The organism is Caulobacter sp. FWC26 (assembly GCF_002742645.2).
Classification (GTDB): Bacteria; Pseudomonadota; Alphaproteobacteria; order Caulobacterales; family Caulobacteraceae; genus Caulobacter.
On sequence record NZ_CP033875.1, the window covers coordinates 1,280,001 to 1,293,562 of the forward strand.

The following is a 13,562-nucleotide window of genomic DNA, read 5'->3' on the forward strand; positions in this document are numbered from 1 at the left end:
AGGGCGAATAAGTACGTCGCATGACGACCCGAAACCAGGTGATCTATCCATGAGCAGGTTGAAGGTAAGGTAACACTTACTGGAGGACCGAACCGGTGAATGTTGAAAAATTCTCGGATGACTTGTGGATAGGGGTGAAAGGCCAATCAAACCTGGACATAGCTGGTTCTCCGCGAAAACTATTTAGGTAGTGCCTCGGACGAATTCCTTGGGGGGTAGAGCACTGAATGGATGCGGGCGGCGCGAGCTGTACCAATTCTAATCAAACTCCGAATACCCAAGAGAACTATCCGGGAGACACACGGCGGGTGCTAACGTCCGTCGTGAAAAGGGAAACAACCCTAACCATCATCTAAGGCCCCCAAGTACTGGCTAAGTGGGAAACGATGTGGGTTTGCTTTGACAACCAGGATGTTGGCTTAGAAGCAGCCATCATTTAAAGAAAGCGTAACAGCTCACTGGTCAAGCGAACCTGCGCGGAAAATGTAACGGGGCTAAAGCCAGTCGCCGAAGGTATGGGTGTGCGTAAGCACGCGGTAGCGGAGCGTTCCGTAAGCCGATGAAGGTGAGGCGTGAGCCTTGCTGGAGGTATCGGAAGTGAGAATGCTGACATGAGTAGCGATAAAGAGGGTGAGAGACCCTCTCGCCGAAAGCCCAAGGGTTCCTGCGTAAAGCTAATCTGCGCAGGGTTAGTCGGCCCCTAAGGCGAGGCCGAAAGGCGTAGTCGATGGGAATCAGGTGAATATTCCTGAACCAGTTGGAAGTGACGGATCTGGTAAATTGTCAGGGCTTATTGGATTGCTCCTGGCAGTGAACAGGTCCCTGGAAATAACTCCAACGGAGACCGTACCCGAAACCGACACAGGTGGGCAGGTAGAGTATACCAAGGCGCTTGAGAGAACTATGCTGAAGGAACTCGGCAAATTGCACGCGTAACTTCGGGATAAGCGTGACTCTCTTTTGGGCAACCAGATGAGAGTGGCACAAGCCAGGGGGTAGCGACTGTTTATCAAAAACACAGGGCTCTGCGAAGCCGCAAGGCGACGTATAGGGTCTGACGCCTGCCCGGTGCCTGAAGGTTAAAAGGAGGGGTGCAAGCTCTGAATTGAAGCCCAGGTAAACGGCGGCCGTAACTATAACGGTCCTAAGGTAGCGAAATTCCTTGTCGGGTAAGTTCCGACCTGCACGAATGGCGTAACGACTTCCCCACTGTCTCCAGCATAGGCTCAGCGAAATTGAATTCCCCGTGAAGATGCGGGGTTCCCGCGGTCAGACGGAAAGACCCTATGAACCTTTACTGCAGCTTCGCCTTGGCGTTAGCAGCAACATGTGTAGGATAGGTGGGAGGCTATGAAACCGGGGCGCCAGTTCCGGCGGAGCCATCCTTGAAATACCACCCTTATTGTTGCTGACGTCTAACCGCGGCCCGTTATCCGGGTCCGGGACATGGCGTGGCGGGCAGTTTGACTGGGGCGGTCGCCTCCCAAAGTGTAACGGAGGCGCGCGATGGTGGGCTCAGACCGGTCGGAAATCGGTCGTCGAGTGCAATGGCATAAGCCCGCCTGACTGCGAGACTGACAAGTCGAGCAGAGACGAAAGTCGGCCATAGTGATCCGGTGGTCCTGCGTGGAAGGGCCATCGCTCAACGAATAAAAGGTACTCTAGGGATAACAGGCTGATTTTGCCCAAGAGTCCATATCGACGGCAAAGTTTGGCACCTCGATGTCGGCTCATCACATCCTGGGGCTGGAGCAGGTCCCAAGGGTTCGGCTGTTCGCCGATTAAAGTGGTACGTGAGCTGGGTTCAGAACGTCGTGAGACAGTTTGGTCCCTATCTGCCGTGGGTGTACGAGACTTGAGAGGATCTGTCCCTAGTACGAGAGGACCGGGATGGACACACCTCTGGTGGACCTGTCATGGCGCCAGCTGTGCAGCAGGGTAGCTAAGTGTGGAATAGATAACCGCTGAAAGCATCTAAGCGGGAAACTAACCTCAAAACAAGGTCTCGCTGAGAGCCGTGGAAGACCACCACGTTGATAGGCCGGGTGTGGAAGTGCGGCGACGCATGGAGCTTACCGGTACTAATAGCTCGATAGGCTTGATCGTTCTTCAGTCAAACCCATGCACAAGCATGGCTCTACTTCAGACACTGATGTCTTCTTCACAATCACTGCCCTCGAAAGAGGGCTGTCGATATCCTTTTCGCTGACCTGGTGGCTTTGCCGGGGGTTCCCCACCCGATCCCATTCCGAACTCGGTCGTTAAGTCCCCCTGGGCCAATGGTACTTCGTCTCAAGGCGCGGGAGAGTAGGTCGCCGCCAGGTCCGCCAAAAGGATATCAATCACAAGTCCACGAACCCTCCCTCACAATCAACAAACACCCTGACGCGGGGTGGAGCAGCCCGGTAGCTCGTCAGGCTCATAACCTGAAGGTCACAGGTTCAAATCCTGTCCCCGCACCCAGTGGTTTCGTCCGATTTTCGCGCTCCGTCGATTTTCGCGGGGCGTTTTCTTTTGGCCAGAAACACAATTCATAGTTGCATTTTAGTCGCACTCACTGCCTGAAGCGCGAATTTTTCTGGCCTTCCGTAGCGTTGGACCAATTTTCTCCGCTCAAAGCCCATAGCGCGGACCGAGGTTTTGCGTCATGACTTCCCACGGAAGGACGCGGGCCGACTATCAGCCCGTCGATTGAGGTGTTTGAGGATAATATGGCGAACGGTGTCGTTAAGTGGTTCAACCCGGCCAAGGGCTTTGGCTTCATTCAGCCCGAGGACGGCGGCCAGGACGTGTTCGTCCACATCGCCGCGGTTGAGCGCTCGGGTCTGTCGGGCCTGAACGAAGGTGATCAAGTCGCGTACGAACTGGAAGAAGACCGCCGCTCGGGCAAGACCTCGGCGGGTCAGCTGCGCGTGACGGGCCATGGCGCCGTTCCCGCCGGCGGTGGCGCTGGTCGCGGTCCGCGTCCCCCGCGCAGCTTTGACGCTCCGCGTGGCGGCGGCGGTGGCGGTTTCTCGGCCGGCACCGGCGAGAGCGGCACGGGCGTCGTGAAGTGGTTCAACACTACCAAGGGCTTTGGCTTCATCCAGCCGGACAACGGCGGCGGCGATGTGTTCGTCCACATCTCGGCCGTGGAACGCGCCGGTCTGCGCGGCCTGAACGAAGGCCAGCAAGTCGGTTACGAGCTTGAACAGGACCGCCGCTCGGGCAAGACCTCGGCCGGCAACCTGCGCATCCTCTAAGCGCCAACGAAAAGGCCGCCCAGACGGACGGCCTTTTCGAAAGACTTTCGAGGGCCCCGCCCGACGTTGATGCGTCGGACGGGGCTCTTTTCGTTTCCGCGAGGCGGGCTAGCCGGAAGCCCGCTCCGATACGGCCTGATTCACGGCCAGGGCGGTGAGATTGACGATCCCGCGCGCGGTGACGCTCGGGATCAGCACGTGCAAGGGCTTGGCCATGCCGAGCAGGAGAGGGCCCACCAGAAGGGATTCCGTCGCCGCGCTCAGCAGCGTCAGGCCGATATTGGCCGCGTCCAGGGTCGGCATCACCAGCAGGTTGGCCGAGCCCTTCAGCGGGCTGTCGGCCACCATGCGGTCGCGCAGGTGCTGGCTCAGGGCGGCATCGGCGTGCATTTCCCCGTCGACCTCCAGCTCGGGCGCCTGGGCGCGCAGTAGGGCCAGGGCGTCACGCATCTTGCGCGCCGTCGGCGAGTTGCTGGCCCCGAACGAGGAGTGCGATAGCAGGGCCGCCTTGGGCGTCAGACCAAAGCGCCGCACAGCCTCGGCCGCGAGTTGGGTGCATTCGGCGATCTGCTCGGCGGTCGGGTCGACATTGACGTGGGTGTCGCAGAAGAACAGCGTGCCCTTGTCCAGGATCAGCGACGACATCGCATAGACGCGGCTGACATTGTCGCGCTTGGGGATGATCGGCAGAGCGTACTTCATGTGCTGCCACCAGTCGCCGCTGCCGCCGACCAAGGCGGCTTCGACATGGCCTGAGGCCAGCAGCATGGAGGCCGCCACGGTGCGGCGACCCGTGACCCGCCGCTCGGCCGCGATCGGCGGCACGCCGCGACGCCCGACCAGATGCTGATAGTCGGTGATGAGGGGGGCAAACAGCGCCTTGTCCGCCTGAGGATCGACGATCTCGACCTTGCCGTTCAGGCGCAGACCCAGCTCCTCGATCTTGCCGAGGATCACGTCGCGGCGGCCCACGAGCACTGGATAGGCCAGGCCCTCGTCCACGACCGTCTGCACGGCGCGCAGCACGCGTTCGTCTTCGGCCTCGGCGTAGGCGACCTTGACCGGCTGCTTGCGGGCGCGCTCGAAAACGGGGCGCATCAACTGTCCGGAGCGATAGACGAACAGCTCCAGCTCGGCCTGGTAAGCGTCGAAGTCGGCGATCGGGCGTGTGGCCACGCCGCTGTCCATCGCCGCCTTGGCCACGGCCGGGGCGATCTGCAGGATCAGGCGCGGGTCGAAGGGCTTGGGGATGATGTACTGCGAGCCAAACACCGGCGCGGCGCCGCCATAGGCGCTGGCGACGACCTCAGAGGCCTCGGCGCGAGCCAGTTCGGCGATGGCTTCGACGGCGGCGACCTTCATCGCCTCGTTGATCTCGCTGGCCCCGACGTCCAAAGCGCCCCGGAAGATGAAAGGGAAGCACAGGACGTTGTTGACCTGGTTGGCGTAGTCGCTGCGGCCGGTGGCCATGATCGCGTCGGGGCGGCTCTCATAGACCAACTCCGGCAGGATCTCCGGCTCAGGATTGGCCATGGCCAGGATCAGCGGGTTGGGCGCCAGCAGCGGCAGCCATTCAGGCTTGAAGACGCGCGGGGCCGAGAGGCCTAGGAAGATGTCGGCCCCGGGCAGAACCTCGGGCAGGGTGCGGGCGTCGGTCTGCCGGGCGTAACGGGCCATGTTGTCGGGCATGTCCGGTTCGCGGCCGGCGTGCACGACGCCCTTGATGTCGGTCAGCGTGACGTTTTCGACCGGCAGGCCCATCGAGACCAGCAGGTCGACGCAGGCGAGGGCGGCCGCACCGGCGCCGGAGGTCACCAACTTGACGTCCTTGAGCTGCTTCCCCTGGACGAGCAGGGCGTTGCGGACGGCTGCGGCGCAGACGATGGCGGTGCCGTGCTGGTCATCGTGGAAGACCGGTATGTTCATCCGCTCGCGCAGTTTGCGCTCGATGACGAAGCACTCGGGAGCCTTGATGTCTTCGAGGTTCACCCCACCGAAGGTGGGTTCCAGCGCCGCCACCACCTCGATGAAGCGGTCGGGATCCTTGGCGTCGACCTCGATGTCGAAGACGTCGATGCCGGCGAACTTCTTGAAGAGGACGGCCTTACCTTCCATCACCGGCTTGGACGCCAGCGGGCCGATGTCTCCCAGACCGAGCACCGCGGTGCCGTTCGAGATCACGGCCACGAGGTTGCCGCGCGCGGTGTAGTCGCGGGCGAGGTCAGGGTTCTCTGCGATGGCGACGCACGGCGCGGCGACGCCGGGCGAATAGGCGAGGGCTAGGTCGCGCTGGGTGGCCATCCGCTTTGTCGCCTCGATCGCCAGTTTCCCGGGGCGCGGCAGCCGGTGATAATCCAGGGCGGCTTTGCGGAAATCCTCGTCCATCGATCGGTCCTCTGGGCGGCCTGCGCGGCGCGGTTAGCCTGCCTCGTCTGCGTGCGAAGCGTGAAGAGCTTTGCTAGCGATGTTGGCGCGGCAATTCCAACCCTTCGCCGCCCGATCCTCGTTTTTTGTTGGTAGCGCTACCATTGTGCGAGCGCGATCAGCGGCGTTTTCGGGTCTCATAAGTAATAAATCTATTATATAATGCCTGTGCTTCGGGCGCCCGTCGCCGCCTTCCTTGGCGCTCCTCCTTCCAGAGCGGCCTTGTCGGGCGCGGCGCTGGACAGGGCGTCCGGAGCGACCCAGCATCGCTCTAACGAGCACTTCAAGGGACAGCGCATGAGCGGGCTGACGACACATATTCTCGACCAGGCGTCCGGCAAGCCGGCGGCCGATGTTGTCGTGAGGGTGTCGCGGCGCGAGGGCGACACTGTCCGAAAGCTGGCGGAATTCCGCACCGACGCTGACGGCCGTGCGCGACTTGTCGCCGGAGAGGCGCTTGAGATTGGTGGCTACCGTCTGGAGTTCGCGATCGGCGACCATTTCAAGGCTTCGGGCCTGACGGTTAACGACCCGCCGTTCCTCGACGTGGTGGTGATCGACTTCGCTGTGTCCAGCCTCGAGCAGCATTGGCACGTGCCGCTGCTGGTTTCGCCCTATGGCTACTCGACCTATCGGGGGAGCTGATGGGCGCGGTCATCCGGTTCTTGCTCGACGGCGAGGTTCAGGAGGTGCGGGGCGCCAATCCGACCACCACCGTTCTGGAGCATCTTCGCGGCCCCCTACGCCGAACGGGTACCAAGGAAGGGTGCGCCGAGGGTGACTGCGGCTCTTGCACCGTCCTGATCGGCGAGGCTGACGGCCAGGGCACGATGTGGCGCGCGGTGAACAGCTGCATCCAGTTCCTGCCCATGCTGCACGGCAAGGCGCTGATGACGGTGGAGAGTCTGGCCAAGGACAAGGTTCCGCATCCCGTCCAGCAGGCCATGATCGACAAGCATGGCTCGCAATGCGGCTTCTGCACGCCGGGCATCCTGATGTCGCTATATGGCCGGGCCGTGGGCGCTAAGGGTGCGGAAGGGCCGGTGGGGGAGGTGCTGGCGGGGAACCTTTGCCGCTGCACCGGCTATGGCCCGATCATCGAGGTAGCCAAGGGCGTGGAGGCCGAAGCGCCGCCTGCGGTCGACCTGTCGGCGGTCCGTGACGAGACCATGCTGGCCCTGCGCTATGAAGACGAGATCCACGGCATCACCCGCACCTGGCTGGCGCCGCGCACGGTCGAGGAACTGGCAAAGGCTTATGCCGCCCATCCCGATGCGACCATCGTCGCCGGCGCGACCGATGTGGGGCTGTGGGTCACCAAGCAACGCCGCCCCCTACCGGCCCTGATCAGCGTCGCCGAGGTGGCCGAGCTCAAGTCGCTGGAGGATACGGCCGACGGCCTGCGCATCGGCGCCGGCGTGCGCTATGTCGACGCGATCGAGGCGGTGGCGAAGCTCTACCCCGATCTCGGGGCCATGATGCGGCGCCTGGGTTCGACCCAGGTGCGTAACAGCGGCACGATCGGCGGGAATATAGCCAACGGCTCGCCGATCGGCGATATGCCGCCGGCGCTGATCGCGGCGGGCGCGCGCCTAATGTTGCGTCAGGGCGACGAGCGGCGCGAGCTGGCGCTGGAGGACTTCTTCCTCGATTACGGCCAGCAGGACCGGCGGCCGGGCGAGTTCGTCGAAGCGGTGCTGGCGCCGTGTCTGGAGGCGGGACGCCTGTTCAAGGTCTTCAAGCTGTCCAAGCGTTTCGACCAGGATATCTCGGCGGTGTGCGGCGCGTTCTTGCTGGCCATCGAGGACGGCGTGGTGACCGACGCGCGCATCGCGTTCGGGGGCATGGCGGGCACGCCCAAGCGGGCCAAGGCCTGCGAGGCGGCCTTGATCGGCCGGCCGTGGACGGAAGCGACCATCGAGGTGGCGATGGCCGCGCTCGACGCCGACTACAGCCCGATGAGCGACATGCGCGCCTCGGCCGCCTATCGCGCCCTGGCGGCGCGGAACATGCTGCGCAAGGTGTTCCTGGAGGCCCAGGGCGTCGAGGCCCGCGTCACGCCGGAGAGCGCCCATGGCTGATGCCGCCGCGACCGCGCCGATAACCAAGCCGCCGCAGGGTGTCCATGCCCCCTTGCCGCATGACAGCGCCGCCCGCCATGTGGCCGGCTCCGCCGTCTATATCGACGACATGCCCGAGCCTGCGGGTCTGCTGCATGTGGCCTTCGGCCTTAGCACCAAGTCGCACGCGAAGATCACACGGATGGACCTGTCGGCGGTCCGCGCCGCGCCGGGCGTGGTGCTGGTGATCAGCGCCGAGGACATTCCGGGCGAAAACGACGTCAGCCCTGTCATCCGTGACGACCGACTGTTCGCTGACGGCGAGGTCTATTGCGTGGGCCAGAGCCTGTTCGCGGTCGCGGCGACCTCGCTAGCCGCCGCGCGCGCTGCGGCCGCCAAGGCCGTGGTCGATTACGAGGACCTACCCGCCGCCGTCGATATTACCACCGCCCGCGCCATGGACCTGAAGATCGAAGCCAGCCAGCGCATGGCGCGCGGCGACGCCCAGGCCGCGCTCGCCGCTGCGCCGCGTCGCGTGCAAGGCCAGTTCGCGATCGGTGGTCAGGATCACTTCTATCTCGAAGGCCAGATCGCCCTGGCGACCCCGCGCGAGGATGGCGACGTCCACGTCTGGTCGTCTACCCAGCATCCCACCGAGGTGCAGCACCTGATCGCCCGCGTGCTGGGCAAGCCCGACCACTGCGTCACCGTCGAGGTGCGCCGCATGGGCGGGGGCTTCGGCGGCAAGGAGACGCAAGCCTCGCTGTTCGCCGCCGCCGCCGCCCTGGTGGCGGTCAAGACCGGGCGACCGGCCAAGTGCCGTCCCGACCGCGACGAGGACATGGTCATGACCGGCAAGCGGCATGACTTCGAGGCGGTCTACGACGTCGGCTTCGACGATGGGGGCCGCCTGACCGGTCTGTCTTTGGAGCTGTCGTCGCGCTGCGGGGCCACGACGGACCTGTCGCCGGCGATCAACGACCGGGCGATGTTCCACGCCGACAACGCCTACTACCTGCCGGCCGTCGAGATCGTCTCGCACCGCTATCGGACCCACACGGTCTCCAACACCGCGTTCCGAGGCTTCGGCGGGCCGCAGGGCATGATCGCGATCGAGCGGGTGATGGACGCCATCGCCGCCGCCACGGGGCTGGACCCGCTGGAGGTGCGTCGGCGCAACCTCTATGGCGGCGAAGGGCGAAACCTCACGCCCTATCATCAGGTGGTCGAGGACAATGTCGCCCCGCAGCTGATCGAGGAGCTGGCGGCCTCGTGCGACTACGCGGCCCGCCGTCGTGAGATCGAGGCGTTCAACCGGTCTAGCCCCGTGCTGAAAAAGGGCATCGCCCTGACGCCGGTTAAGTTCGGGATCTCGTTCACGACGACACACCTGAACCAGGCCGGCGCCCTGATCCACCTCTATGCCGACGGCTCGATCATGCTGAACCACGGCGGGACCGAGATGGGGCAGGGGCTGAACACCAAGGTCGCCCAGATCGTCGCCCAGGCGTTCCAGGTCGACATCTCGCGGGTGAAGATCACCTCGACCGTCACCGACAAGGTGCCCAACACCTCGGCGACCGCCGCCTCGTCGGGCGCGGACCTCAACGGCATGGCGGCGCTGAACGCGGCCGAGACGATCAAGGCGCGGCTGGTGGACTTCGCGGCCGCCAAGTGGGGCGTGGCCGCGACCGAGGTGGCCTTCACGCCCGACGGCGTGCGGGTGGGCCGCCAGACCCTGGCGTTCGACGCCGTCGTGCGCCAGGCCTATCTGGCCCGGATCTCGCTGTCGGCCACCGGCTTCTACGCCACGCCCAAGATCCACTACGACCGCGCCACCCATACCGGCCGGCCGTTCTACTACTTCGCCTATGGCGCGGCGTGCAGCGAGGTGCTGATCGATACCCTGACCGGCGAGATGAAGGTCACGCGCGCCGACATCCTGCACGACGTGGGCAAGTCGCTGAACCCGGCCCTGGACCTGGGCCAGATCGAGGGCGGCTTCATCCAGGGCATGGGCTGGCTGACCACCGAAGAGCTGGTGTTCGACGCTCAGGGGTGCCTGCGGACTCACGCGCCCTCGACCTACAAGATCCCGACCTGCGGCGACCGCCCGGCGCACCTGGACGTGCGGCTCTGGAAGGCCGGACGCAATGTCGAGGCCACGGTTCACCGCTCCAAGGCCGTGGGCGAGCCGCCGCTGATGCTGGCGATCTCGGTGCATTCGGCGATCACCCAGGCGGTGTCGAGCGTCGGGGACGGTCGGGTTTTTCCGCACCTTGATGCCCCAGCGACGCCCGAGGCGATCCTGATGGCGTGCGAGGATGTGCGGAGGCGGGCTCATGAATGAATCCCTCTTCCATAGGGAGAGGGAGGGGCCCGCCGCGAAGCGGTGGGAGGGTGAGGGGTTACGCCCTCATCCGCTGAAACCCCTCACCCCTACCCCTCTCCCTAAAGGAGAGGGATCATGAGCAACTGGGCCCGCGCCGCTCTGGCGCGCCTCGACGCCCATGACGAGGCCGCCCTGGTCACCGTTCTCGCCACCGAGGGGTCTGCTCCGCGTGAGGCCGGGACCAAGATGGTCGTCTGGCGCGGCGGTCAGGCCGGCACCATCGGCGGCGGCAATCTTGAGTACCGCGTCGCCGACCAGGCGCGGCGCATGCTGGACGGCGGCCAGGCCCATTTCGCGATCCAGGACTATCCGCTGGGGCCGCTACTGGCCCAGTGCTGCGGCGGCCGCGTGCGGCTGTTCCTCGAGCGTCTGAACGACAACAGCCGCGACTGGCTGACCGACGCGGCCAAGCGCATGGACGCGGCCCAGCCGTTCGAGGTCCGCACCCGGTTCGAGCCGGGTCTCTTGACCAAAACCGTCGCGCCGATCCTGTCCACCGAGGCCGACGGCCCGCTGGTGACCCTGGCTGGCGCGCCCGCCACCGCGCGCGGGGTTCGGCCAGAGCTGGGCGATGTCTTGGTCGAGCGCGCCGACGCGCCGCGTCCGCCGCTGCTGCTGTTCGGCGCCGGCCATGTGGGTCAGGCGATCGCCAAGGCGTTCGAGCCACTGCCGTTCCGCCTCTTCTGGTACGACAGCCGTCCTGAGACCGCCGACATTCCCGGCGTCACCGTGCTGGAGCCCGCCGAACTGGCGGCCAAGGCGATGGGCGCGGGGGCGGACGCCTATGGCCTGGTCCTGACCCATGACCACGCGCTGGACTACGCCCTGGTCTCGGCCGGTCTGGCGGGCGGGGGATTTGGCTATTTCGGCGTTATAGGCTCGAAGACCAAGCGCGCGCGGTTCATGAAACGGTTGCGCGATGATGGTTTCTCGGAAGCCGTGCTGACCCGCCTGACCTGTCCGATCGGTTTGCCGCACCTGAAGAGCAAGGCGCCTGAGGTGATCGCCGTGTCGGTGGCCGCCGACCTCCTGATGCGCCAGGAAGCGGCGCGCATTCGCAATGACGAGACCGCCAGTGCAAGCGTTTAGGGCCTCCATCCTCCACCTGCTGGACGATCCCGCCAAGCAGACGGAGGGCGCGGTCGCCTTCCACGAGGACGGCCTGCTGCTGGTCGAGGACGGCCGCGTGATCGGCTGCGGCGCCTATGCCGAGCTCGCCCCTTGGCTGGGCGGCGCCGAGCCCGAGGACCTGACCGGTCATCTGATCACGCCGGGCTTTATCGACACCCACATCCACTTCCCCCAGGTCGATGTCATCGCCGCCCACGGCAAGCAGCTTCTGGACTGGCTGGAGCAGCACACCTTCCCGGCCGAAGCAGCCTTCGCCGATCCCAAGCACGCCGCCGACACCGCCGCCTTCTTTCTGGACGAGCTGCTGCGCAACGGCACGACGACGGCCCTGGTGTTCGGCTCGGTGCACAAGGTGTCGGTCGACGCCCTGTTCGCCGAGGCCTACGCGCGCAACATGCGGCTGATCGCGGGCAAGTCGCTGATGGACCGCAACGCGCCGGACGGCCTCACGGACACCGTCGAGTCCAGCCGCCATGACATGCAGGCCCTGATCGCCGACTGGCACGGCAAGGGCCGCCTTGGCTACGCGGTCACGCCGCGCTTCGCCATCAGTTGCAGCGACGCCCAGCTGGCCATGGCCGGCGAGATCCTGGCCGAGCATCCCGACGTCTGGATGCAGACGCACCTCTCGGAGAACCTGCACGAGATCAAGGAGACGGCGCGGCTGTTTCCTGACGCGAAGGACTATCTGGACGTCTATGACCGCTTCGGTCTGCTCCGCCAGCGCTCGGTCTTCGCCCACTGCGTCCACCTGAAGGGCGACGCTTTCCGGCGCCTGGCGGCAAAGGGCGGGGCGGTGGCCTTCTGTCCGACCTCGAACCTGTTCCTGGGCTCAGGCCTGTTCCCGCTGGAGGAGGCCTGCTCGCACGGCGTGAAGGTCGGCATGGGCACCGATGTCGGCGCGGGCACCACCTTCTCGATCCTCCACACCCTGGGCGAGGCCTACAAGGTCGGCCAACTGCGCGGCGATGCGCTGGACCCCTTCCAGGCCCTGTACCTGGCCACCCTGGGCGGGGCGCGGGCGCTGGATCTCAACGACAAGATCGGCAATCTGGCCCCCGGCAAGGAAGCCGACTTCGTCGTGCTGGACCTGGCGGCGACGCCGCTGATCGCGCGGCGCCTGGCAGGGGCGAAGAGCTTGGCCGACAGGCTCTTTGCGCTGACCGTGCTGGGTGATGACCGCGTGGTGGCGCGGACGTATGTGGCGGGCGTGGAGCGGCATAGGCGGGGGTAGCTTTGAGACCTGCCCCTCCGCGCTGCGCGCTCCTCCCCCGGAGGGGGAAGAAGGATCATCTTCCGCCCGTCTTTGGGGGCGGACGACCCGCGAAGCGGGTCAGGTGGGGGGAGTCACCCGTACTTCGCCCTCATCGTTTCCGCGTACAGCGTCAGCAGTCGCGCGCCATCCACCGCCACGGTGGCGGCCTGGATCGGCTGGTCGTCCCAGGCTGAGGGGCCGAACAGTTCACCCTCGGCCTTCTGGCAGGTCTGGCCCAGGGCGATGCCTTCGGTGACCACGCGCACCGAACCCCGGCGCACGGTGAAAAGCGTCGGATCGATCACATAGGCTACGGCCGCAGCGTCATGGACGCAGCAGCCGACGACGCCGTCGCGCTCGCCATAGAAGGCCGCATAGGGCTTGGAGATGGCGTTCAGGAAGGTCAGGGCGTCCGAGCCTCCCGTAGACAGCTCGTCCATATAGTCGGGTGACATCACGACCTGGGTCGTCACGTCCAGGCTGACGGCGGTCAGGCTCCAGGGCGCGGTGAAGACCTGGTCGGCGGCTTCCGGATCGTTCCAGATATTGGCCTCGGCCACCGGCGTGACATTGCCAGGCTTGCCCGCCACGCCGAACGCGCCGCCCATGATGACGACGGACTTCAGCAGGTGGGCGACCTCGGGGTCGGCCTGCAGCGCCAGGGCCAGGTTGGTCAGCGGGCCAACGGCGCACAGCACCACCTCGCCCGGATACTGGCGGGCCAGATCGATGATCGCCTGGTGAGCAGGCTTGGCCTCCGGCTGGGCGGGAATCAGGCCCGTCAGCTCCACATCGCCCAGGCCGTTCACGCCGTGCACGAAGGTGGGCGAGGGGTTGCGCGGACGCGTCAGCGGCTTGTCCGTGCCCTTGTAGACCGGCGCCGTCAGGCCGAAGCGGTCCTTGAGGTACAGCGCGTTACGGGTGGTGGTCTCGATGTCGGAATTGCCGAAGATGGTCGTCACCGCGATCAGGTCGAGGGCGGGGCTCGCCTCGATGAACAGCAGCGCCATCGCGTCGTCGATGCCGGGATCGGTGTCGAAGATGATCTTGGTCGTCAT

Annotated in this window: 8 protein-coding genes, 1 tRNA gene, 2 rRNA genes and 3 pseudogenes (1 of these 14 only partly in view); 11 read left to right on the forward strand and 3 right to left on the reverse strand. The window is 65.4% G+C overall.

The window, feature by feature from the left end:
* The 5 genes and pseudogenes from CSW63_RS07585 to CSW63_RS23715 all read left to right on the forward strand — a co-directional run.
* A 23S ribosomal RNA gene (locus CSW63_RS07585) occupies positions 1-2,106 on the forward strand; it begins 680 nt to the left of the window's first position.
* 103 nt (positions 2,107-2,209) lie between these two features.
* Positions 2,210-2,324 (forward strand): 5S ribosomal RNA (gene rrf, locus CSW63_RS07590).
* Between the two features lie 62 nt (positions 2,325-2,386).
* Positions 2,387-2,463 (forward strand) — tRNA-Met (locus tag CSW63_RS07595).
* Positions 2,464-2,711: 248 nt separating this feature from the next.
* Positions 2,712-2,915, forward strand: a pseudogene (locus CSW63_RS23710) (cold-shock protein); the annotation flags it as partial.
* A gap of 132 nt (positions 2,916-3,047) precedes the next feature.
* A complete protein-coding gene (locus tag CSW63_RS23715) occupies positions 3,048-3,242 on the forward strand; it encodes a cold-shock protein (RefSeq protein WP_035017693.1) in 195 nt (64 codons plus the stop codon).
* 108 nt (positions 3,243-3,350) lie between these two features.
* Here the strand turns inward: CSW63_RS23715 and CSW63_RS07605 are convergent, their stop codons facing one another.
* Complete coding sequence (locus CSW63_RS07605; RefSeq protein WP_099503841.1) at positions 3,351-5,627, reverse strand: NADP-dependent malic enzyme; 2,277 nt, start codon at positions 5,625-5,627, stop codon at positions 3,351-3,353.
* Between the two features lie 336 nt (positions 5,628-5,963).
* On the opposite strand from CSW63_RS07605, the gene uraH reads away from it, so the two are divergent.
* The 6 genes and pseudogenes from uraH to guaD all read left to right on the forward strand — a co-directional run bounded on the left by uraH (position 5,964) and on the right by guaD (position 12,483).
* Entirely contained in the window at positions 5,964-6,311 is a 348-nt protein-coding gene (gene uraH / locus CSW63_RS07615; protein WP_062096248.1) for a hydroxyisourate hydrolase, read from the forward strand.
* Positions 6,311-7,747: a xanthine dehydrogenase small subunit gene (xdhA, locus tag CSW63_RS07620; protein WP_062096250.1), complete on the forward strand. Its 1,437-nt coding sequence runs from the start codon at positions 6,311-6,313 to the stop codon at positions 7,745-7,747. The genes uraH and xdhA overlap by 1 nt, the downstream gene beginning before the upstream one ends.
* Positions 7,740-10,076: a xanthine dehydrogenase molybdopterin binding subunit gene (gene xdhB, locus CSW63_RS07625; protein WP_062096252.1), complete on the forward strand. Its 2,337-nt coding sequence runs from the start codon at positions 7,740-7,742 to the stop codon at positions 10,074-10,076. The genes xdhA and xdhB overlap by 8 nt, the downstream gene beginning before the upstream one ends.
* Positions 10,076-10,150 (forward strand): annotated as a pseudogene (locus tag CSW63_RS24115) (hypothetical protein); the annotation flags it as partial. The gene xdhB and the pseudogene CSW63_RS24115, both read left to right, overlap by 1 nt.
* Positions 10,151-10,190: 40 nt before the next feature.
* Positions 10,191-11,207 (forward strand): xanthine dehydrogenase accessory protein XdhC, encoded by a 1,017-nt coding sequence (gene xdhC / locus CSW63_RS07630; RefSeq protein ID WP_062096257.1) that lies wholly within the window; start codon positions 10,191-10,193, stop codon positions 11,205-11,207.
* On the forward strand, positions 11,194-12,483 hold the full coding sequence (gene guaD / locus CSW63_RS07635; protein WP_082749485.1) for a guanine deaminase: 1,290 nt from the start codon (positions 11,194-11,196) through the stop codon (positions 12,481-12,483). Before xdhC ends, guaD begins: the two co-directional genes overlap by 14 nt.
* Positions 12,484-12,494: 11 nt before the next feature.
* On the opposite strand, the pseudogene CSW63_RS24025 reads toward guaD, so the two are convergent.
* A pseudogene (locus tag CSW63_RS24025) lies at positions 12,495-12,582 on the reverse strand (hypothetical protein); the annotation flags it as partial.
* A 14-nt stretch (positions 12,583-12,596) separates the two neighbouring features.
* Positions 12,597-13,562 (reverse strand): nucleoside hydrolase, encoded by a 966-nt coding sequence (locus CSW63_RS07640; RefSeq protein WP_062096261.1) that lies wholly within the window; start codon positions 13,560-13,562, stop codon positions 12,597-12,599.

Excerpts from the sequence above, each read along its gene's own strand:
- CSW63_RS07605 (WP_099503841.1), bottom strand. The coding sequence starts at position 5,627 with ATGGACGAGGATTTCCGCAAAGCCGCCCTGGATTATCACCGGCTGCCG.
- CSW63_RS07640 (WP_062096261.1), bottom strand. The coding sequence starts at position 13,562 with ATGACGACCAAGATCATCTTCGACACCGATCCCGGCATCGACGACGCG.
- xdhA (WP_062096250.1), top strand. The coding sequence starts at position 6,311 with ATGGGCGCGGTCATCCGGTTCTTGCTCGACGGCGAGGTTCAGGAGGTG.
- xdhB (WP_062096252.1), top strand. The coding sequence starts at position 7,740 with ATGGCTGATGCCGCCGCGACCGCGCCGATAACCAAGCCGCCGCAGGGT.
- uraH (WP_062096248.1), top strand. The coding sequence starts at position 5,964 with ATGAGCGGGCTGACGACACATATTCTCGACCAGGCGTCCGGCAAGCCG.